This window comes from Streptomyces yamdrokensis, assembly GCF_053890455.1.
In genome coordinates this window covers 864615-886770 of the sequence record NZ_CM132679.1, presented here as the reverse complement: position 1 = coordinate 886770, position 22156 = coordinate 864615, and the positions used below count along the sequence as shown (strand labels likewise).

9 protein-coding genes and 2 pseudogenes are annotated in these 22156 nt (G+C 66.2%); 5 read left to right on the top strand and 6 right to left on the bottom strand.

The annotated features are described in order from the left end of the window. Nucleotides 1-171 precede the first annotated feature (171 nt). From drmB to ACWZEH_RS03325, 4 genes are read right to left on the bottom strand one after another with little or no spacing between them, the layout of a single operon-like run. Complete coding sequence (drmB, locus tag ACWZEH_RS03340) at nt 172-2031, bottom strand: DrmB family protein (protein ID WP_456195465.1); 1860 nt, start codon at nt 2029-2031, stop codon at nt 172-174. 1 nt (nt 2032) lies between these two features. Continuing rightward, nucleotides 2033-5278, bottom strand: coding sequence for a helicase-related protein (locus tag ACWZEH_RS03335; protein ID WP_456195464.1), 3246 nt, complete (start codon nt 5276-5278; stop codon nt 2033-2035). Beyond that, a complete protein-coding gene (locus tag ACWZEH_RS03330) occupies nt 5275-7203 on the bottom strand; it encodes a UvrD-helicase domain-containing protein (RefSeq protein ID WP_456195463.1) in 1929 nt (642 codons plus the stop codon). Before ACWZEH_RS03330 ends, ACWZEH_RS03335 begins: the two co-directional genes overlap by 4 nt. Beyond that, a complete protein-coding gene (locus ACWZEH_RS03325; RefSeq protein ID WP_456195462.1) occupies nt 7182-11888 on the bottom strand; it encodes a DEAD/DEAH box helicase in 4707 nt (1568 codons plus the stop codon). The genes ACWZEH_RS03330 and ACWZEH_RS03325 overlap by 22 nt, the downstream gene beginning before the upstream one ends. A gap of 1161 nt (nt 11889-13049) precedes the next feature. Here ACWZEH_RS03325 and ACWZEH_RS03320 point away from each other — a divergent pair. After that, a protein-coding gene (locus ACWZEH_RS03320) for an IS5 family transposase (RefSeq protein ID WP_456195461.1) occupies nt 13050-13858 on the top strand; the annotation gives its coding sequence in 2 pieces (ribosomal slippage) (nt 13050-13394 and nt 13397-13858; 807 coding nt in all). A gap of 67 nt (nt 13859-13925) precedes the next feature. Here ACWZEH_RS03320 and ACWZEH_RS03315 read toward each other — a convergent pair. Further along, nucleotides 13926-14842: pseudogene (locus ACWZEH_RS03315) on the bottom strand (transposase). Nucleotides 14843-15476: 634 nt separating this feature from the next. Between ACWZEH_RS03315 and ACWZEH_RS03310 the strand changes: the two are divergent. Beyond that, nucleotides 15477-16291, top strand: a protein-coding gene (locus ACWZEH_RS03310) for an IS5 family transposase (RefSeq protein ID WP_456195460.1) whose coding sequence is annotated in 2 segments (ribosomal slippage) — nt 15477-15834 and nt 15834-16291 — 816 coding nt in all. Because the reading frame shifts where the segments join, the coding sequence is not laid out codon by codon here. A gap of 402 nt (nt 16292-16693) precedes the next feature. Beyond that, nucleotides 16694-16891, top strand: a pseudogene (locus tag ACWZEH_RS03305) (IS256 family transposase); the annotation flags it as partial. A 268-nt stretch (nt 16892-17159) separates the two neighbouring features. Here the strand turns inward: ACWZEH_RS03305 and ACWZEH_RS03300 are convergent. Continuing rightward, nucleotides 17160-18116, bottom strand: coding sequence for a LacI family DNA-binding transcriptional regulator (locus ACWZEH_RS03300; RefSeq protein ID WP_456195459.1), 957 nt, complete (start codon nt 18114-18116; stop codon nt 17160-17162). A 153-nt stretch (nt 18117-18269) separates the two neighbouring features. Between ACWZEH_RS03300 and ACWZEH_RS03295 the strand changes: the two genes are divergently transcribed. Continuing rightward, nucleotides 18270-20744 (top strand): glycoside hydrolase family 2 TIM barrel-domain containing protein, encoded by a 2475-nt coding sequence (locus ACWZEH_RS03295; protein ID WP_456195458.1) that lies wholly within the window; start codon nt 18270-18272, stop codon nt 20742-20744. Between the two features lie 48 nt (nt 20745-20792). After that, nucleotides 20793-22139, top strand: coding sequence for an MFS transporter (locus ACWZEH_RS03290; RefSeq protein ID WP_456195457.1), 1347 nt, complete (start codon nt 20793-20795; stop codon nt 22137-22139). The last annotated feature ends 17 nt before the right edge of the window (nt 22140-22156 follow it).

Genomic DNA, 22156 nt, shown 5'->3' with positions numbered 1-22156 from the left:
CGAACAGACCAAATGAGACGACGTCTTAGTTCTCCATCGGGAGGGAGGCCTGCCTTGCTTCTCCGTCTGCGTGGCTCCACCCGCGTAGGCAGCGTCACGACGTCATGCGTTCGAATGCAGGACCCGAGCCGTCGGCGTTGCGCAGGACGCGGATGAGCGCGAGGGCGGGGTTCATCCGCCCAAAGTGGACCACGGGGCGAAGTAGCCGGGGAAGCCCTCGTCGTGTGCCCCGACAAGGTGCGCACGATCGAGGAACGTGTTGTTCATCTCGCAGCTGGTCTCGGGCAGCAGGACACATGCGTGACAGGCTGCAAGATTGAGCCCGTTGACACCATTCGCGTCGGCCTCCATGCACAGTGGGTCGGACGAACACCAGGAAGCACGTTCCAGGGCGGACAAGAGGCTCTTGGACAGCTGTGCGATCTCCCCTCGCGCGACGATGCCGCCCAGGCTGCCTGCCGAGTCGCTCGTCGCGGTGTAGAGGAGGACACCGCACATCTCGTCGTTGACGTACAGCCGTTCCCGTAGGGACGCCGCGGGATAGCCGCAGTCGAGGCTCCATTCATTGATCAGCACGTGAGCGAGCGTGTGAAGAAGGACGAAGCGTGACGTCAGCGGCGAGTGGGGCTTCTCCCACGCCTGCTCCCGGAGCATGGCCTCGTGAGCGGCCCGTATGCACCGGATCCGGTCGGATTCGGTGGGGTGCGCCGCCGACTCCCATTGCCGGAGTCGCGTCTGGTCCAGAGTGAGGAAGACGCCCTCGCCGACGACATCGATCGCCGGGAGCCAGCCGAGGTCCGGATTCTTGCTCAGACTGCCAACACGAGCCCGGTCGGCCTTCGAGCCCTGCGAAGGACGGATGCGGGTGAAGCCGATCAGGGCCCGAACCTCGCGGAGGCGTTTGACCTGCATCACATGGTCAACGCCTGGAATGTCGGACAGGTCACGGTCTTTGGGGGGCTCACAGACGAAGTGCTTGTTCTCGGGCGTGTCCTCGGTGACCTTGCAGAGCTGTTCGTACTCCTCCTGCCGGAGCAACTCGCCGGCGGCGAACCGGATCTCGTCCTCGCCGTCGGGCGTGGGCTCGGGCCGGTTTGCGTTCTCAAGCGTTCGGACTGTGCGCAGCACCTGTGAAAGGGAGTATCCACCGGGCCTCAGCCAGTCTTCGTCCTCTGCGAACTCCGCGATGCGCTCGTCGCTCTTGCCGACGAGGTGTTTGCGATCTGCCTCGACGAGCTCCATCAGCTCCGTGTGCCACGGGGGGATCGACAGAGCCGAGCGCAGTTCGGCGAACCAGGCTGCCGAGGATCCTCGCTGGAGGGTTTGCGGAGGCCGATTGCAATCGCGCTCCGCTGCGTCGCGCCCCAGCCATGGGCGGGTACCGTGGCAGCGAAGGCCCCGGCGGACAAGGGCCTTCTCACCGAAGGCACCGTCCATCGATGCCTTCTTCCCACAGCTGCAGATGATCACGATGCTGCGGAGACTGGACGTGCGGCCGTTGGTCTCCAGAGTCAGTTCAGCGGTGGTCCGCGAGCACGAGGTGGGGGCACTGCTCTTGCGCTCCGGGTCGGCGTGGACCCAAGCCCAGTAGGGAAATTCGTCGAGGTGTCCGTCCTCGCAGGCCATCATGAAGCGCGAGGGCACCAGCAGGGTCGAGCACCGGGCACAACGATTGCTGTCCGGCCCTGCGCTGAGGTGCCGGAATGCCTTGAGGGCCTTGCATTCAGGGCACGAGTACGTGGCGGGAAAACGACGCACGCGGACGCCGCGCCCCGTGGGGATGCGGGCTGCGGGCGGGCGGCGGAACCCGCTGACCTGCAGCATCGGTTCCAGGCGCTGATCCCGGAGATCCGGCTCGCCCGTGACGTCCCAGGTGTCCAGCCCGCTGACGATGTACGACTGGTCGGCGACAGCGAGCAGGCCGCCCACGCCGTACGTGGTGATCTGCTGAGCACGCCGGACGGAGCCGACGGACGGGCGTTTGCGGGCGTCGTCGGTCCCGGTGGTGCCGGAGTTGGTTCTGCGAGGCATGTCAGCTCTCCAGGTACAGGTGGGACTCGACGTCGACATCGCGCAGGCTCCACAAGGTGGGGCGGGCCTCGGTGAGGTCGTGGTCTACGTGGGTGCGGAGCAGGGCCAGGTCCGGCCTGCGGTGAGGGTCGGCCTTGAACTCGAAATCGGCCTCGTACTTCAGCTCCTTGTTGGTCTCCACGAGTTGATGCCAGTGGTCGACGAAAGCACGGATCTCCGCGTCTGCGTGCTCGGCCTCGATAGGTGAGACCTGTCGGATGCGCTTCACCAACTTCTCGCGGACCGAGACCAGTTGCTGACCGAAGCTGTTCACATCCTTGGCGTCGGCGTTCGCGCGGATCTCGGGGTGGAGGAGGCGGGCAAGTCCGAGGAATGCGGCATGGAGAGCCTTGTCACGGGCGCGTGCCGCGAAGGGGGTAACGCTGGTCGATTCGACCTGCCGGTAGAGAGCCGAGTGGTAGCCGACGAAGTTCTCGTAATGGGAGAGGTCCCTGGATCGGGCCGCGTTGAACAGGGTCACGACGAGACCGGGGTGGGCGCGGCCGACACGGCTGGTGGCCTGGATGTACTCGGCAGTTGTCTGTGGCTGCCCGGTCATGGCCATCAGGCCGAGGCGGTCGAAGTCGACACCGACGGAGATGATGTTGGTTGCCAGCGGCACGTCCAGAGCAGACCCGGTCCCAAGGGATTGTCCGAGGGCGCCGAGGAGCCCTGGAAGGTCACTGGACGGGACACGGCTGGTGATCTCGGTCGGGACGACCTGCCGAGGTTCCACATCGTCACGCGCCGCCAGCGCCCTGAGGCGTTCGTTGACGTCCGCGTTCACCTGCAGTTCGGCAGCACCGAGCAGTCGCAGGCTGTTGAAGTACCCCAGCAGCGTCCAGTAGGTGTCCCGTACCGCATGGTCCGGACATCGAAGGTGCTCTGCGTTGTGCAGGAGGCACGCATAGGCGCGGATGAGGAGGGTCGCCTGGGAGAGCCCGGGCGCGAGAAGACCCACGTAGAGCCGTGACGGCTTCCGCTCCCTGAGGGCCTCGACAGCGAACCATGAGTCGCGGGCGTCCAGGCCGGACGGTGGGAACTGCGCCACGTCCCTCCCGAACAGCGCTCGTCCTTGCTCCTGGGCGCGCCGGATCGTCGCCGTGGAGGCGATGATCTTCGGGTGGGCGCATGCGATGTCCACAGCCGTTTCGTAGAGGCCGGCGAGGGTTCCGAGTGGTCCGGAGATCAGGTGAAGTTCGTCCTGAATCACCAGCTCCGGTGGTGGGGTGCTTTGCCAGAGCCGGCCCTTGTCCCGGTTGAAGAGCGCCGCGACGTCCTCACGCCAGGCAACACGGGCGAACTTGTCAGCGGTGGCGATGACGAGCGTGGGCCGGACTCGGTAGAGCTCCGTGTCGACGACGTGCACAGGGAGGCCGGGGGAGAAGTCGCACGCGCGGTTGTCGCAGCGGATGACCATGCGGTTCCCGGGCACGTCGACCTCATGGTTCCGGACCAACAAGGAGGTGCCGCACCAGGGGCAGGCCTTGAGCTGGACGGGGTTCTCCTCTTGGAGCTTTTCACCGCGCTTGAGCTTCTTCAGTGCTTTCTCGGCATCCTTGAGATTGTTGGGTGTGGCAGCCCTCCCCACCCACATGCCGATGGAGATCTGTTCCTGCCCCAGGCGTTTCGGTTGCTCGGCCCGTACGCTCTCCATCGCACAGATCAACAGGGCTGCACGCTCGAACTGTTGAAGGGTGAGCAATCGCAAGGTGTACCGCATGAGCACACTCACCCCGCCCCCCGACGCGCCGTGGCGCAGGCGTCGGTGGAAAACTGCGAAGGCGATCAGCCCGAGGTAAGCCTCCGTCTTGCCGCCACCCGTCGGGAACCAGAGGAGGTCGGCGACGGATCGGTCGGAGTGCGCCGGATCCACCATGCCGTTGAGACACAGCAGGATGAACCCGAGCTGGAACGGCCGCCACGAGCCCTCGGGCGAGGACTCACCCACACGCTCCCGCTTGATCCACTGGCCTCTGCCGCGCTGGAGCGCCATGACGCGGTTGGCGAGACGGAATGCCTTCAATGCATCGGGATCGCGTTCCAAGAGGTCCACACCGGCGCTCATGCGCCGCTGGGCGACACGGCAGCGCTCCAACTGCTCCTCGGCAAGGTGCACGTAGGAGGGATCGCCGTAGATTCCGTCGCGCAGCAGCTCCGCGTCCGCGACACGGTCGTCGATCCAGTTCCCGTACAGTGAGACGAACTTGCGTAGGGAGTCGATCAGTTCCTGCTTCGGTGCAGCGGCGAGGTACTGCATGCTCAGGAGGGCGCCGGGTACGGAGGAGTTCGAGTCGGCGAGCAAGACCTCGTTCACGGGGACGTGTTCCGTCCACACGGAGTTGACTCCCGCGGGTGTCTCATGTCGCGCGGGCCCTCCGACCGCCGAGGGGGTCCAGGACCAGTCCACCGCACAGCCGTGGCCGACGGCGAATGTGGGGGCGTGACGGTGGAGGAGCAGGGTGAGCCGGCTCTCGTCGTCGAGTTCGCGGACCGTCGGGCGTTCCACGAGCGCCGCGCTTCGGTCGGGAACCGTGATCCGCAGTCCCACTTGGAAGAAACACTTCGAATCCTTGATCTCCTGCTGCTCCACGGGGTGGGTGTTCACGAGGGTGGCGGTCACGGAGATCGTGTTTCGGGGCCCGCGAGGAGGACGAACGCGCAGGCGCAGGCGCAGGCCGTTGTCGAGTTCCACCTCTTCTGCGCGTGGTCCCTGAACGTCAACGGGTGTAGGGGGGAGCTGGAGGGGACGGCGGCGCCAGCGCACCTGGGGTATTTCGGTGCTGCCCTGTTCGGTACGCTCGGGTACCACAGGCTCACCCGAGAGCCCCACCGGCTCGTACACGGCCGCGGACACGTGCACGAGTATGTGGCGGCTGCGCGCCGGGTCGACGGCAAAGGTGAGACCGGTCGCCGAGGGACGCTTGACCTTGGTAAGCACGATGTCCGCATCGGGGAACTCGTTCACCGCCACAGTGGAGTCGGCATCGTCGAGGTCCTGCTCCGCGGTTTCCGGATCGGACCATTCCGATTCTGTCGGGCCTGCGACGCGGGGGGACAGTACCCCGGTGGAGTAGGTGGTGACCGGCCAGTCGTCAAGGATCTCGAGGTCCTGGTCGTGTTCTCCGTGCGGGCCGAGCAGGTCCGACTTCAATCGCTCGACCAACTGTTCGCGGAAGCCGTAGTGCTGCTCGTGGTCGTCCGTCATGCGTCCTCGATCCTGCCGTCGTAGTGGAACCGGCCGATACCGATCGGCCGCGGTGCAAGCCAGAGTCCGTGCGCGCCGAGACCGGCGCGCACGGCTGCGGCGTCCTCGCCGGCGACGGTCTCGACGAGATCGATCCGGGTTCCGGTGATGCTGCGAGGCCAGTGTGCCGGCTGGTGTGACTTCCCTTGTTGCATGAAGCGGTAGAGGTCGCGACGGAAGGCTTCGGAGGCGACGCCGACGACTTGTTCGTCGTGGAGCAGGGCGTAACCGGGAGCCGTTCGGCTCTCGTGTGCCTCGGCCACCTCGTCCAGTCGTGTCCAGACCACCTCGTCACCCGGGAAGACTTTGCAGGCCAGGTACTTCTGCACCTGCCCGGGGTCGCGAATGACGTGTTCGAGCCCTGCCGGGTGGTCACGATGGACGTCCCCGGCCAGGACGGAAAGACCCAACCGATGGCTCCGCTTGTAGCCGTACCGCCCCCATCGATCCGTGCCCTTGACCCTCCGTACCAGTCGGACTCCGCGGGAACGGGTGAGATATGCGTCGGGCGGCTGCAGGCGGTACAACTCGTGACGGGCCCGGGTCATCGCCACGTAGAGGGCCCGGGCTGTGTCGCAGCGATCGGCAGCCACCTGCTCGCGACCGTCGTCCGGTGGGCCCGGGTCGACGACGAGCACCCGGTCGAACTCGAGTCCTTTGACGCGGTGGAACGTCGAGACCAGCAGGCCGTCGTCCTCCTGCGCCACGAGGCTGTCCGGCAGGTTCCCACGGGCGACGGCTTCGTGGAGGCGCCCCACCTCGATGACACGTCCGCTCCGGTCGCCCGCGGCCCGCAGAAGCAACCGCCACGCGTTCCGGCTTCGGTCAGGGTTGGGCGTGTGCTGCAGAGCCTCCCATGCTTCGAGGAACCGGTCCTCCGAGACCGAGACGGCGTCCGATAGTTGGGACACGATCCCTGCGACCCATGAGGGAACGGCATGTTCACCGGCGCCTTTGCGGACCCGGTGGCCGATGCCCAGATCGGCCAACCAGCGCGAGATCAGCAGTGCATCGCCGTTGGTGGGGCACAGGACGGCGGTCGTCACGCTGGAGTTGCAGAGGTGGGCCCGCACGTAAGGGACCTCCAGGTCGCCGAACTCCAGCCTGGTGGCCAACTCCGTGCGCAGATGCTCGTGCACTGTGTCGGCTTCCGAGGAGGTGACGCAGGAGCGAACCGCGGCCTCGTAGGGGAGCGCGCAGCCCGCTTCGTCGGAAGCGACCCGGAAGTTCTCGGCGAGGGTGAACTCGATGAGTTCACCCTCGAACCGCGTGCGGAGCCAGGAGAAGAACCTACCTGTTTCGTGGGCCCGCTCTTCCGGATCCCTGACCTGAAAGCCGTAGATGGCCTGGGCCGGGTCGCCGACAATGGTGAAGCCGCACTCGTAGGCTTCCAGAAAGGTCGTCACGAGTCGCCGACGATCGCCGACAAGGTCCTGGACCTCGTCAACGATGACGTGTCGAATCTCGTCGAGCGACTCGGGAGCCGTCGTCTCGCCCTCGATGAGCCGAACGGCCGCACGGATCCGTTCGTCGAAGGAAGAGGCGTGCCAGGCCTCGTCGTTCGCGGTCTCCCTGAGCAACGCAAGGGCCCAGGCGTCGAATGTCGAGACACGCACGTGTTGTGACCTGCCGCCGAGTGACCGCAATCGCTCGCGCAACTCGGCCGAGGCGGCGCGCGAAAAGGTCAGAACCAGAAGGTCTCCGCCGGCCAGACCTTCCGAGGAGAGGTGCTCGATCCTCCTGACCAATGTGAATGTCTTACCGGTTCCGGCGCCCGCGGTAACCAGCACCTTGCGTCCGGCAGACTCCTCGATGATGCGGCGCTGGCCGTCCGTCGGCTCATCTGCCGCCGCTGCGGATGCCGTCACGGGGTCCTCCGGTGCCACAGATGCTCCATACGTGTGTAGGCGAGCCCGCGACCGAAGTTCTCGATGTTGTCGGCCACGTTGAGGATCAGGCAGGACTCCTTGCCACCGTTGAGTTTGCCGCGCAAGCCCCGGCCGATCATCTGGATGTAGGTGTTCGGGCTGAACGTGGGGCGAGCCACCACGACGGCGCGGACAGCAGGAGCGTCGAATCCCTGAGTCAGTACCTTGTAGTTGGTCAGGACCCTGATCCTGTTCTCCTTGAACGCGGCAATGCGGCGTCGCCTGGTGCTCGGCGGTGTCCTTCCGTCGATCGAGGCCGCTGTGATGCCACGGTCCTGCAACAGTGCGGCAAGGACCTGAGCATGCTCCACAGAGGTGGCGAAGACCAGGACAGGCCAGTCGGGGGGCAATTCCTCGATCCTGTCCACGATGCGCCGGGTGCGTGGGACGTCCTGGGCGAGGCGCCTGACGGCGTCCGCAGGCAGGGCCATCGCATGGGTGCTCTGCATCTCGGCCACCTGCTTAGGGTCCAGCGCGTAGGAGCCGCCGAGCAACTCCTCGTGCTCGACCTCGGCCAGGACCTTCATGGACTGCAGATGCTTGTAGGCGTCGTCGTCCTGGAAGACGCCGAAGTCGAGGCGCTTGTGCCCGAAACGGGAGGCCAGAGTCCGCGTCTCGTCGTCGCTGTCACCGCGGAAGGCTGTTGCTGTCAGACCGACCAGATGACGCGAGGTGCGGTACTGGTCGATACCGAGAGCGTCGAGGATGCGCGTGTAGGTCTTCGGTACGGCGAAGTGGGCCTCATCGACAATGACGAGGGCGCAGTCACGCAGCCAGGCGTAGTCCTCCTTCGGGAGCCTCAGCACCGCGGTGTCGTCGAGGGCAACGACCACCTGCGGCCCGTCGGAGACGGGAACGGCATCCGGCATTCCACCCCACAATCGGGTGATCCGTAGCGGTTTCCCCGACCCCTGCGTCTGCCAGACGTAGGCCCAGGTCTCGATGGCCTGCTCCGCCAGTTCCTGGCTCTGGGAGATCCAGAGGATCGGGCGGTCGAGGAGGTCGTCGCGTATCGCCCGGACTCCTGCCTCGACAGCGATCCGCGTCTTGCCCGATCCCGTGGGGATCTGCAGCATCGCCCGCTTCTCCTCGCCCTGGGCGAGGTGGTCGTACATGCGCTGCACCAGTGTTTTCTGGTAGTCATGCAGCTCCAAAGACTTGCGTGGGCCAGGGACGGTTTCGTAAGGAGAGGGGGAGCCGGAAGTCTGCGGGTCGCCGGCCCAGGACTCCGGAAAACCGAATGCACGGACGAAGCTCCGCGCAGCCGACCCACCCGTCCAGGTCTGCGGCACCTCGAAGCCCGCTTCGGTGAGCGCTGATGCGAGCACACGTAGGATGTCCTCCCCGTGAGCGGCGAGCAGTAGTTGCGCCGCGCGCATGCCGTCGATGCCGGTTCCGCGCAACTCCGCGTCGGCGAGCGCCAGCCCTGGAGGGAGCTCGGAGATCAGTCGACTCTCGCCGAGGGCGAGCAAGAGCTTGGTGGCCGGGTCGGTCTCCTGGCGGACCTTCAGCAACCTTCTGTCGTTCTGGTCCTGTTCCTGCTGGCGGAGGAGCGCTTCGCGTCCATCGACGCCGAGGCGCAACCCCAGGAGCCGATCCACCGCTTCCAGGCTCGACTTCTCGTCGTGCTCCCCACAGAGCAGAACGGTGAGCCCCTGGACAGCTTCGGTCAGTGCCTGCTCCCGTCGACCCTCCGGGCCACGGATGATCCTGACCAGGTCGGAGCAGTGCGCCAGCTTCCAGGCAGACCCTCGAGGCAGAACCTGACGCAACCGTGGGAAGACATCGGTCAGGGACACCGGCTCCGCCAGCGGGACGGAGTGGATCTCCTCGACCAGAAGGTCGGAGGGGATCCGGAAACGGAATCGGTCGACCAGGAAATGTGCGTCGGTGTCGGTGGGGACGAGGAGCGCGGGCACACGCTCACGGAGCAGGACGTCGTACTGGGCCTCGTCGAATGTGACGGCGATGCTCTCGCTCCGCTGCACCTCCCAGTCGTCACCCACCCGGCAACGGAAGACGTGCTCCTTGTGCTCCAGAGTGCCTGAGGGGGCTGATCGGGCCAGAAATGCGTAGGCCCTTCCGACGAACTCGGTATCTGTCGCCGAGTCCGCTCGTTGGACCAGTTCGGCCCACAAAGCAGCCGGTACGTCCTGGAAGTTGGAAGGCAGCTCGAGTGCACGTGCATACGTGACGGAAAGATCGGCAACGGGGAGCAGGATGCTGTCCACGTCCAGCTCGGGGCTCACCGCGGCAGTCGGCCGCCTCACTCCGAGCGAGGTACCGAGCATGCCCTGCTGACGGAGCAGCCAGACCAGGGGTGACACGACACGGAGGTCCCCACCCTGTCCGGAAGTCCGGATGCATCGCCAGTCGGGCACGATCCCGAGATCAGGGAGCTCCCGCGCGAACGCGGCCCTACCTTCCGGGGAGAGCTCCCGCAGAAGGTGCAGGGGGCCAGGAGGATCTTGGCCGATGAGACTCACGGAGGACGCTCGTGGGCGGGAGCTGTTAGGCCCGAGGGTCGCGCAGAACTCGTTGTACATGACATTGCTGTAGTCGCTGAACCAGGAGTCTGGGCGAGGATTCACCCGGATCACCGGTCGATCAACGGCACCAAGGGCTTTGAGTACCTCCGCGTCGCCTGCATGGAAAACCGGGTCCACGAGAATCGAGGCATCGCGCTGTCCGTCCACGGGCACAACGGGGCCTCCTAGGATGCAGTCACGGATGACCCGGTACTGGCCAGTGGCGGTGTGCACCTTGAGAACTTTTTCGGGCTCGGGGTAACGCTCCTTGATGATGCTGACCAACTCGTCACGCTCGACTGTGCGTGCGAGAGACCAGAAGTCGTCCCAGTCGTTGTTCTTGTACCTGGCGAAGCCCGACGACACGGCGGCCCGCAGCCGTCCGGAGGCATTGGCCTCCTCGACACCCAGGACCTTCAGCGCGTGGAGCATCTCGACGTCGCTTGCGATCGATTCATGCAGGTACACCGTCGTCTCGTACGGGAGACGAACGCCGTCGTGTCGGCGGAAAACCGTGCCTTCGGAGGACGAACGGAAATCACCCCGCTCGGTCAGCAGGAGCCGCGCAGCCCGGGCCTCGGCCACTTGGTGCTGGTTGCCGGCCTCCACGACGGAGGCTGCAAGGGCCAGTGCGTACTTCGCCCCTTCGACACTGCGGTCGGAGACGAGTGCTTCCAACCAGTCGCGCAGCGAGGATGGAGCGACGCCGGCCTGGTCAAGGATGTCCCTTGCCCGGGACCGCCTTTCACGACTCTCCACACTGTGGTGGCACCAGTTCTTGGGACGGCCCGGGTGGGTTGCCCACTGTTCCAGCCAGGTCGGTGCGAGGTTCTCCGGATGCAAGCGCAGTTCCTTGGGGAGGCGGAGGGTTCCGTCCTGGTCCGGCAACGAGGGCCTGTGGGCAGCCGCCTGCAACACCTTCTGACTTAGCATCTCATCGCCCCATTGAGAGGCCTCCCGGCCACGGGCCGTGAGCAAGGTGAGATAGGACGCCGGATCCTTCTCCTCGTACAGCTGAGGGATCGAGTCGACCACGAGCTCCGCGGCCCTGGTCACCAACTCCTCGTTGAAGTCGCTCTTGGTCAGGTTCTGGCGGTCCTCCGGGGTCTTCCAGGGCGCGTTGAGGATGCCGGTCAGGGTCGTGTCGTAGTTGGTCGGGAAGTAGGCCCAGAAGTTTCCTCGTTTCAGGCGCAGCGGGACGCCCTTGTCGGGAACCGCCCAGGAAATGGTGACGACAGGTCGATCATGCAGCTCTCCCGCTGTCTGCGCCGCAGTTGGGCTCGGCTCGTGGTCGACGCTGAAGACGAACCAGCGCTCACTGCTGTGGCGGGCACCATCGTGCTGCTCCACGACTCGGCGTCGGATGCCCTCTCTCTCCTGCGTGATCTCCCGGCGCAGCCCGTGGCCGGCACGAGTGTCCTCAAGAACGAGGCGGTCCATGTGGGGGGAGAAGAGCATGAAGTGTGCCGGGAAGTTGATGATGTCCCGCCCCAGCCGGTCATCGGCACCGTCGTGCAGTGGGAGCACCACCGTCGTCGACGCCCACGTCATGAGTTCGTCGAGATGCTCGTCGAGCCGACGGTCCGCGTCCAGGTCCAGCGGTTGCGCCATCCGTAGCACCGGGGTGGGGTCCAGCGCCGAGAGGTCGGGGACCGTGTCCCGGATGACCTGGGCCGACCACTTCTTGTCGAAGCCGAAGGAGCCGGTCGTGCTGTAGAAGCGAGGAGTGTCCGACACGCTCAGCACCGACTTGACGCCCACCCCGAAGCGTCCAATTTTCCCGGTTCGTTTCCGGGACACGGCCATGCGCAGGATCGTGTCGGCGCCGGCAGGGGTTATGGGCGTGCCGGTGTTGGCGCAGTAGAGGTGTCTGGCCGTGAGGATCACGTGGATCGTGCCCGCGACTCCGGGGCTCCGTTCCATGTTCTCGTCCGCGCCGTTCTGGACGAGCTCGTAGATCTGTCGCTCACCGTAACCCCCTTGGGTGATGCGTCGCTCATTGTTCGCGTGCTCCAGGACGTGGCCCGGGTCGGCTCTGTAGACATTCAGGACCCGCTGTGACAGGTCCTCGACCGCCTTGACGACGCTGTTCGTTTCCGGCGCAGAAAAGGACACGAAAGAACATCCCCCAGATTACTTCGAAAGAAAGCAGTCTTCAGCACGGGCAATGAAATCTCCGGCCGAAGATCTGATCGAAAAAATTGTCTTCAGTCGTTGATGTGACGACTTGAAGGCATGGTGTGGCTCAACATGCTTGACGACTCCCCCGGTTCATGAGGTCGGCGGCGAATGCACCGGGCCCAGGGTTGCATCCTAACGAAGTCCATCAATTCGGTGCAAGAACTTTCGGCAACATATTACATGTATCTGGGAATGAGCTAGCAACGGCTTGAGCCGCCGCGAAGTTGCGTAGTTTGTGGCAACTATTCCCAATAGTCGCGTTTGGGTTCGCCTGCACCCCTTCTGTCCAGGTGGAAGGTATGTGTGTCACGTGGAGGTCGTGGTAAATGGTGGAATTCTCCCGCTTTCTACTTGAATGTTCGCGGCTATATCGCAGATCTCTCGCTGGTTGGTAGTCGACTTGCGTCGACGGATTTTCGGCTCCAGGCTGGTGCGGTCAATCAGGGGGGGTAGCCCTCTGGTTGTCGTGGGGCGGGATGAGGAGGTGATCTTGAGAAGGCTCCATTGCATGTCGCACTTCGGAGATTCGTCACTTTTACTCGTGGTGCGACAGTCTTTTGTGCTTTCCCGGCTCCCTTAGATCCCGGATTTTGGCCCCGCCGAACATGCCGTGCTGTGCGCCAGGTTTTGTATTTTTTTCACGGATGTTACGGCGGATGCTTTATTTGTCGATTTTTAACTGCATCAACTCAACCCGTATGAAGGATGGATGTCATGATCCACGGCAGCAGTGTCGTAACGGCCCTGGCTTTTGCCCTGTTTGTCTTGGTGGCGGCACTGGTCGCGGTCGCAGCTGGCTATCTGGCTCGCCGGGACAGCGCCTCCTACCCCGCTGTACTGAGTCGGTCGGCGAAGGCGTTCGCGGCCACACTTACGTTGATGGCTGTCGTGACTGGGGCTCTGGTTGCGCTGAGAGGTCACACGGGCTGAGGTGCGCATCGTCCGGAGTTCTTGATCGAGCGGTACTCACGGCGTCCGTGTCCGCTAGCCCGAGGCGGGGAGCTCCCAGGGATTTTCCAGGGGACATTCTACTGAGTGAGCAGGAAAGGGACCGACAGCTTCGAAAGGTTCAAATGGTTCGGTAGGCTGCCGACCATGGTGGGGATCGTCGAGCGGTTGGTACCGGATGAGTTGTGGGAGTTGTTCCAGCGAGTGGTGCCGGAGGCGCCCTCGCGGCCCCAGGGCGGCGGACGGCGTCGGCACGGTGACCGTGAAGTGCTGGCCGCGATTGTCTTCGTGGCGACGTCGGGCTGCACGTGGCAGCAGGTGCCCGCGGCGTCGTTCGGGCCGTCCGGCGCGACGGCTCATCGCAGGTTCACCGAGTGGTCCAAGGCCCGGGTGTGGGCCAAGCTGCACCGCCTGGTCCTCGACGAACTCGGCTCCCGCAGCGAGCTGGACTGGTCCCGTTGCGCGATCGACTCGGTGAACATGCGGGCCCTGAAAAGGGGGACCTGACGGGTCCGAATCCTGTCGACCGGGGCAAGTACGGGTCGAAGATCCACCTGATCACCGAGCGGACCGGTCTGCCCATCTCCGTCGGGATCTCCGGCGCCAACCTGCACGACAGCCAGGCCCTGATCCCGCTAGTGAAGGGCATACCCCCGATCCGCTCCCGCCGCGGCCGACGCCGCCGCAAGCCCGGCAAGCTCCACGCCGACAAGGGCTACGACTACCGCCACCTGCGGCAATGGCTGTCGAAGCGGGGCATCCGGCACCGCATCGCCCGCAAGGGCATCGAGACCTCGCAGCGGCTCGGGCGCCACCGGTGGACCATCGAACGGACCATGTCCTGGCTGGCCGGCTGCCGCCGTCTCCACCGCCGCTACGAACGCAAGGCCGAGCACTTCCTGGCCTTCACCAGCATCGCCTGCACCCTGATCTGTTACCGCAGACTCACCAAATGAGATGGCTTCTAACGAGTTGGCGCGTGATAGCGGATGAGGTCGTGGTGGCCCGCGTGGGGACTGCGGTTTAGATGATCGCGGTGCGGTCGGAGACGAGGCCGGCGATGGCGCGGTAGGTGTCCGGGAGCCGGTCGCGGCGGTGGGTCCAGCGGATGAGTTGTTTCCAGCGCTTGTGGTCGGCGAGGGCCTGTTCGACGGTGATGCGGTCGGATGAGTGCCAGTGGCGGTCGCGTTCCCAGCGTGCGTGGACGTCAGGGAGTGCGCTCTTGTTCGGCTTCCTGGGTGGTGTGATCGCCTGGCCTGGGTGATCGCGTCGCAGGCCGAGGTAGCCGTCGTCCAGGAGGACCTCCACGTCGGGAAGTGCTGGAAGCAGAGGTCGATGCCTTCGTTGCGTGTGGCGGTCGCGTCGTGCATGATGCGGCCCGGTCGCAGGGCGTCGGTCCACAGCGTGCGGCCCCGGTGGTCGGCGACGACGGTGGCCTTCATAGTGTTCTGCTTCTTCTTGCCGGAGACGAACGCCCGGCGTCCCCCGCGGCCGGCCACGGGCCGGCGGACCTGGATCTCGGTGGCGTCCAGGCGCAGCTCGACGCCCTCGGCCTGGGCGTAGGCGAACACGTCCGCCAGTGTCTTCAGGCGCAGACCGGGCCGGTCGGGGACCGCGCAGCCCCGCCGGGCCAGGAGGGTGCGTATCTCCCCGATCGCCCGGGTGATGGTGGAGCGGTCGACACCGAACAGCAGCCCCAGTACCGAGTGCGGCAGGTCGTGTCGCAGATGGATGAGCGTGGCCACCAGCCGGTCGGTGAAGACGAGCCGGTGGCGGGCACCGGCTCCGGCGGCTCGCTTTCGCGCCCCGCCTCGCGCTGTGTGGCGACGGCCTTCGACCCCGGCCTGCCACGGCTGAGCCAACTCCTCGATCAGGCAGCCCAGATGGTGCCGGGAGATCCCGGTGAACAGTCGGTGCGCGAGTACCGCCCGATTGACCATGATCGCCACAAGCGGATCATGCCATCCACCAGCGAGGACGCCTCATCCGCTATCACGCACCAACTCGTAAGTCGGAGGCGGTTTGGTGTCAGTCGAACCCCCTCGATGGGCCTCGTCCACTTGTCGTCCGCCACGAGGGCGCGCGGACGAGGACCTGACGGTCATCGGAGGTGCTGGCCGCAGTACCTGCGCGGCCGCTGTTCGAGGGCGAAATCGCCCTGGAACAGAGCCACTTGGTGGCGACCCCGCACTCGTCAGTACGTGCAGAACCCTGAGCCCGTCTTCGTCTGATCCTGCGGCGTCACGGCCTTGGCCTGTTCGCGGACGAGAGCTGACCATCCCTGTCGGGCCAGCAGGACTTCCGTCCCAATGGGTCTGCAGGAACGGCAGCGGTCGGGGGGCCGTGTGGCCTCTTACGCGTTCCGGCCCCACGGGGGTGTACGCGGAGCAGATGAGCCGGATGCGAAGGCCGTGTGAGCTGCTCAGCAGCGGTGGGCCCCGGAGGGCCGACAGTGGTGATCAGCCCTTCTTCCGGCAGCTATCCTCGGGGTTGCCTTAGAAACTCTAACAAAATAAGATATTTGCACTATCCTGGGTGTATTGGAGCGGATCTACTCCGGCCGGGAGGTGCGTGATGTCCCGTCCCAAGCCCTGGGAGGTCGACGATGACCTGTGGGCGCTGATCGAGCCGCTTCTGCCGAAGATCGAGCGCCGTCCCGATCATCCAGGCCGCAAGCGGCTGGACGACCGCAAAGCTCTGCAGGGCATCCTGTTCGTGCTGTCCACCAACATCCAGTGGGAGTGGCTGCCGCAGGAACTGGGCTTCGGCTCGGGCATGACCTGCTGGCGCCGACTGCGGGACTGGAACGAGGCCGGCGTCTGGCAGCAGCTCCAGGCCATCCTGCTGGCCCGCCTGCGCGGCGCGGACCAACTGGACTTCTCCCGGGCCGCCATCGACTCCTCCCATGTCAGGGCCCTGCGGGGCGGCCCAAAACCGGACCGAGCCCGGTCGACCGCGCCCGGCCGGGCTCGAAACACCACCTGATCACCGACGCGCGCGGGACCCCGCTCGCGGTGGCCTGCACCGGCGGCAACCGCAACGATGTCACCCAACTGCTCCCACTGCTCAAGGCGATTCCCGCGGTCCGTGGCCGCCGAGGGCGTCCCCGGTTCCGGCCGCGGCGGCTGTACGCGGACCGCGGCTACGACCACGACCGTTACCGCCGCATGGTCCGCACCCTGGGCATCACACCGGTCATCGCCCACCGGAGACAGGCCCATGGATCGGGCCTGGGAGCCCATCGCTGGGTGGTCGAGCGCGGACTGTCGTGGCTGCACGGCTTCCGGCACTTGAGGATCCGTTGGGAACGCCGGGACGACATCCACGACGTGTTCCTGCAGTTGGCGGTCTGCCTCATCTTGTACCGACGCGTCCGAACACTCTGTTAGGACCTCTTAACGGAGTTTGGTGGACACGAACCGCGACAACCCGGACCGCCGGGTCAGGCTGAGCTTCCTCGGCGGCCGGTGAGCCGAAACGGGGCTCATCCCCGGCGCTTCACCGCATAGGTGTGTCCGACGCCCCTGTCCCCGACGGCCCCGTCGTGCCCGTGGGAAACCCCTCCGTGTTGAGCACCCGCAGCAGGTCCAACCGCTCGCGCGCCTCGGCGTCCACAGGGCCGTGGCCAGGGTTTGCGGTTGACCGTTGACCACTTCTTCAGCTGGTTGCTGACAGCCTGGAGGGGGACTGCGAAACGTTCGGTGTAACTCCTGGTCAAGGAAGACGTACCGATGAACAGCGAGAACGTGACCGAGCCCGAGACCACCGAGGCGGCTGTGCCGCAGCTGTCGAAGTCCGTGGACGCCAGGATCCGGCGGGCGGTCAAGGCCCGTGGACACCTCCCGAACGAGACCGCCGCCTTGAAGTGCGTCTACACGGCCATCACGAGCCTGGACCCCACCGGCAAGGGCCGGGCCCGCTGGACCATGGGCTGGAAGACCGCGCTCAACGCCTTCGACGTCACCTTCGACGGCCGACTCCCCGCAGCCCGTCAGCAATCCCGACCACTCTGGTTACACCGCTCGTTTGACGGGCCCCGCGGCGAGGGCGGGATGGCCTCGCAGGCTGCTGCTGCTCACGCTCGCCGGGTTCGTCTTCGCCAACACCGTCACCGCCGCCTGCGGCGTGTTCGCCGTGACCCCGGTGGCGCGGTTCAGGCCTGGCCGGGCGTGATCGCGGACACCGGCGGCACTGTGCCCGGGTGCCGCGGCTGAGCTGACACGCCTCATTGGCCGGCCGGTGACGTGACCGGTGTGTTCAGGTGGTCTTGCCCTCGATCAGCCGGAAACGCACCTCGGCGTGGTTCTCCCCGGCTTCCGCTGCGTCCAGATGGCGGAGGATCGCTTGGATGGTCTCCTCGGTGACCGAGGAAGTGTCGTACTCCATCGTCGTGAGTGGCGGGGTGGTGAGGCGGGACAGGGGGGTGTGGTCCATGCCGATCAGTGCCAGGTCGTGCGGCGTCCGCCAGCCGCGAAGGGATGCCGCGTGCAGGAGTGCGGTGGCGATGTCGTCGTTGTAACAGCCGACGGCGAAGCCTGGTTCACCGAGCTGGTCCAGTGCGGCTATGGCGTCTTTGGCGTTGACCCCGAGCGCGAGAATCCGTGGTTCGTCGACACCGCGAGCCCGGCATTCGGCCACGAACGCGCGCTCGCGCGTGTCTCCGAAGGGGTCGCTGCGCGCGTCGTGCAAGTGGGCGTAGGCGAGACGCCGGTAACCGCGGTCGATCAGGTGGCGGGCCTGCAGCGTGCCGATCTCGGCATTGGCGTCCCGGCTTGACGAGCTCACCGGGTCGATGGCTTCGACGCCTCGACGCTCAAGCAGCCCTCTGTCCTCGTCGGAGAACGGTGTGAGGGACAGCACCACCCGGGGTTTCAACCCGATGATGACACGCTCCAGGGATGTCGGGGTGTGCGTCGCGAGGCGCAGGACCAGGGTGAGTCCCCGCCTGGACAGCTCGTCGGTCAGCGCGCTGTAGATGTCCTGGAGGTTCCCTCCGAAGGTCGTGTCCGGGATGAGTGCGATGACGATGTCACTCGATCCTTTGGCCAGGGCACGGCCCGCGGCGGACGGCTCGTAGCCGAGTTCGGCGATCGCCTGATGCACGCGCGCCCGTGTCTCGGCCGTGAAGTGATCTGCGCGGCCGTTCAGGATCTGGCTGACGGTGGACCGCGAAACGCCGGCCCGGTCGGCGACATCCTGACTCTTTACGACCACCGTTGCCCCGTTCCCTCGTCTCCGACGTCACTGTAGCGCGAATTGACGCGCGACACCTCGCATCGAACAAACCATTGACGCGCGTCACCGACCGGTGCTTAGTTATTGACGCGCGTTAACTCCGCAACAACACGACGTAACCAGGAGTCCTCCATGGCGATCTCCGCCTTCAATGACGAGTGGGCCTTCCGCACGAAGGTGAGTGCCTTCGCGGAGCTCGGCGGCGCGAGTGGTGACTGGACGGCTGTGACGCTTCCGCATGACGCGCTGATCGCCATGCCGAGACGAGCGGACGCACCTGCCGGTGCCGCGGCCGGGTACTTTCCCGGCGGCGCGTTCGAGTACCGCAGGGACCTCCTCGTCGAGGAGTCCGATCGCGGCCGGTGCTTCTTCCTCGAGTTCGACGGGGTCTACCGGGGTGCGATGGTGTACGTCAACGGAGCGCTGGCGGGCCAGCACGCCTTTGGGTACTCCCGTTTCACGGTGCGGATCGACCCCTACCTCTCCTTCGGGGAGGTCAATGAGATCCGGGTCGACTGCCGTGCGCACCAGGACAGCCGCTGGTACACGGGTGCGGGCATCTACCGCGACGTACGCCTGATCGTGAAGGAACCGGTGCACATCGCCGTCGACGGGGTGCGGATCAGCACGCCCGACATCGAGCCCGGTCAGGCGGTCGTGGAGATCGCGGCCGATGTGCTGAACACCGCAGCCGTGACGACGACCGTCGAGCTGGCCTCCGCCGTGGATGAGGAAGGCTCGGCGGAGGTGGCGCGCGAGCGGTGCCCGGTCACGCTGCTGCCCGGTGAACGGGCGACCGTCCGGCACAGGCTGTACGTCGCGGACCCGGCGCTGTGGAGCGTGGACAGCCCGTCTTTGTATACGGCCCGGCTTCAGCTCCGGGACGGCGACCGCCTGCTCGACGAGCACGCGAGCGAGTTCGGCATCCGGCGTCTGCAGCTCGATCCCTCCGAAGGCCTGCGGATCAACGGCCGCACGGTCAAGCTCCGCGGTGCGTGCCTGCACCACGACAACGGTCCCCTCGGCGCGGCGGCCGTCAAGCGAGCCGAGGAGCGCCGGGTCGAGTTGTTGAAGGCGGCGGGCTTCAACGCGATCAGGAGCTCCCACAACCCCGCCAGTTCCGCGCTGCTCGAGGCGTGCGACCGGCTCGGCATGCTGGTCATGGACGAAGCCTTCGACGTCTGGACCGTTGGCAAGACCGACTTCGACTACGCCGGCGATTTTCGCGAGTGGTGGGAACGCGACGTGGCGGCCCTCGTCGCGAAGGACTTCAACCACCCGAGCGTGATCTTCTACTCGATCGGGAACGAGATCCCGGAGACCGGCAGCCGGTTCGGCGGGGTGTGGAGCCGTCGGCTCGCCGAGAAGGTCCGCTCCCTCGATGACACCCGCTTCATCACCAACGGCATCAACGGATTCGTGTCGGTGCTCGACACGGTCGTCGCCGCGGCACGGCAGATGGCACCGGCACAGCCGCCGAGCGGCGGGGTCAACGGCATGATGGCGCAGGTCGGAGCGATGATGAACCAGATCGCGTCCTCCGAGGAAGTGACCAGGCGGACCGAGGAGTCCTTCTCCGTCCTCGATGTCGCGGGCCTGAACTACGGCGACGGCCGCTACGAGCTCGACCGCCACCGGTTCCCCAACCGGGTGATCGTCGGAACGGAGACCTTCCCGTCCCGCATCGCGCAGAACTGGTCACTCGTCATGTCGAACCCTCACGTCATCGGTGACTTCACCTGGACGGGCTGGGACTACCTCGGCGAGGCCGGTCTCGGCTCCGTCGGACACGGCGACTCGGACTCGCGGGCAGCGTCGGCCGCTCAGCCCTATCCGTGGCTCGCGGCGTGGTGCGGCGACTTCGACATCACCGGTCAGCGGCGCCCCGCGTCGTATTACCGGGAGATCGTGTTCGGGCTCCGGTCGACGCCGTACATCGCCGTGCGACGTCCCCAGCACCACGGGAAAACCGTTCTGGAAACCCCCTGGTCCTGGAGTGATGCGATCGGTAGCTGGACGTGGGAGGGCTTCGAGGGAAAGCCGGTCGGCGTCGAGGTGTACAGCGACGCCGACGAGATCGAACTGCTGTTGAACGGGGCCAGTGTGGGCCGGACGCCTGCCGGACGTGATCACGAATTCCGCGCCGACTTCGAACTTCTCTACAGGCCCGGTGAATTGGTCGCGATCGCGTACTCGGACGGCCGGGAGCAAGGACGCACCACGCTGGTCACCGCGAAGGACGCCCTCGTGCTCGACGTCCGGGCGGACCGTGCCCACCTTCGTGCCGACAGCGACGACCTCGCCTTCGTGGACATCGCTCTCACCGACGGCGCGGGCAACGTGCACCCGGGACGGGACCGGCTCGTGACCGTCACCGTGGAGGGCGCCGGCGCCCTGCAGGCACTCGGCAGCGCCGATCCCGCCTCGGAGGAGAACTTCTCCGGGCCGAGCAGGCGGACCTTCGACGGTCGTGCACTGTCAGTGATCCGCCCCGCCGGGACCGGGGACATCACGGTCACCGTCCACGCCGAAGGGTGCGAACCGGCCCGGCTCGCGCTGCGGGCGGGCGCCCTCGAAGCCGTCAGCCCCCAAGCGCTCGTTCGCTGACCCTGGCCGACCGCACGACCTCACAGATTCCTGGACGAAGGAGTCCTCATGAACGAAAACCCACCGATTCCAGAGGTCGGTCCCGCCGTGCATGCCGCAGTGCCGACGCGAACCCAACGCGAGCAGGCCCCTGCCGCCGTTGCAACACCCGGTGACGACCTCCCGAAGGTGAGTTCCCGCTACATCTGGTTGCTCCTGCTCGCGTTGTTCGGCACGTACATCGCGTTCGTCACACCCATCGCCATCTCACTGGCCATCCGGGTCAAGGCACTCGCACCGGACAACGAGGAGTACCTCGGCTACGTGATCGGCGCCGCGGCGGCGGTCTCCCTCATTTCCGGACCGGTCGCCGGTATCCTCAGCGACCGCACCCGTACCCGCCTCGGCCGGCGGCGACCGTGGCTCATCGCCGGCTCCGTCCTCGGCTCGGTGGGGCTGTTCGGCATCGCCGTCGCACCCAACATCCCTGCTGTCGTTGCCGGGTGGGTCGTCGCGGCCCTGGGCTGGAACACGGTCATCGGCAACATCACGAACTCGCAGGCGGACCGCCTGCCGGAGTCGCAGCGCGGGAAGGTCGGCGGTCTCGTCGGTGTCGTCACGATGGCGGCCCCGGTATGCGGTTCGGTCCTCGGCGGAATCCTGGCCACGAACTCGATGCTGCTCTTCATGGTTCCGGCGTTCATCGGTGTGCTTCTGGTGCTGCTGTTCTGCGTCTTCGTACCCGAGGAGGACAGCCGGGAGCGCGTCTTCGAAGAGGAACTCAACGTCAGGCTCCTGCTGTCGAAGTTCGTGCTCGACCCCCGGCGCTACCCGGACTTGTCGTGGAACTGGCTCGCGCGCTTCCTGTTCTACTTCGGGCTGACCCTCACCTCCACCTTCACCGCCTACCTCTTCGCGCAGCGGCTGCGCCTCGACGTCACCGAGATAGGGACGGTCGTCGCGATCGCCGGTTCGGTGGGTGTCGTCGCTGTCATGGTCGGTGCCGTCGGCAGCGGGTTCGTTTCCGACCGGCTGCGTCGGCGCAAGCCGTTCGTCCTCGGCGCCGGTCTGATGTTCGCTGTCGGCGCGCTGGTCATGGCCTTCTCCACGAGCCTCCCGGTCCTGCTCGTCGGGATGGGCATCACCAACCTCGGTCTCGGTGTGTTCTCGGCCGTCGATCAGGCGCTGCTCCTGGACGTGTTGCCCGAGAAGGACACCGACGCAGGCCGGTTCGTCGGCATCACCGGACTCGCGAACTCCGGCGCGCAGTCGCTCGCGCCTCTCGTCGCGCCCGTCTTCCTCGGCGTCGGCATCGTCGCGGGCGGCGACAAGAACTACTCGCTCCTCTATGTGGTCGCTGCCGGTTTCACCGTGCTGGGCGGTCTCGCCGTCCTGCGGGTCAGATCCGTCCGCTGACCACGGAACTCGCCTCA